This window comes from Tritonibacter sp. SIMBA_163, assembly GCF_046535935.1.
GTDB classification, from domain to species: domain Bacteria; phylum Pseudomonadota; class Alphaproteobacteria; order Rhodobacterales; family Rhodobacteraceae; genus Epibacterium; species Epibacterium scottomollicae.
This window is the reverse complement of the sequence record NZ_JAWJBP010000724.1, coordinates 1-259: the sequence shown is the minus strand read 5'-3', so window position 1 is coordinate 259 and position 259 is coordinate 1. Positions and strand designations below refer to the sequence as shown.

Below are 259 nucleotides of genomic sequence, written 5' to 3'. Positions count from 1 at the left end.
CGCCTTGATAATCAACTAAACTCATGATGTTCTTGTTATTTAAAACTGACTTCAGATCCAACACTGGAGTTCCTAACAGTAAACATTCATTAAGGAAGACTTCCAAAGGACGATTTGTTTTCATTTCATTACATCGTTTGCAACACGCTACGCAATTTTCTTGAGTATCCAATCCACCATGCGATTTAGGAATTAGATGGTCTAGTGTGTTTGCTGCATTTCCGCAATAAGCACATGTACCCATGTCATCCTCTAATAG

1 protein-coding gene is annotated in these 259 nt (G+C 37.8%); it reads right to left on the bottom strand.

Going from position 1 to position 259, the window contains the following annotated elements; genetic code table 11:
• A partial coding sequence (locus tag R0J92_RS24225; RefSeq protein ID WP_411053557.1) for an HNH endonuclease occupies positions 1-244 on the bottom strand: 244 nt, incomplete at its 3' end.
• Positions 245-259 lie beyond the last annotated feature (15 nt).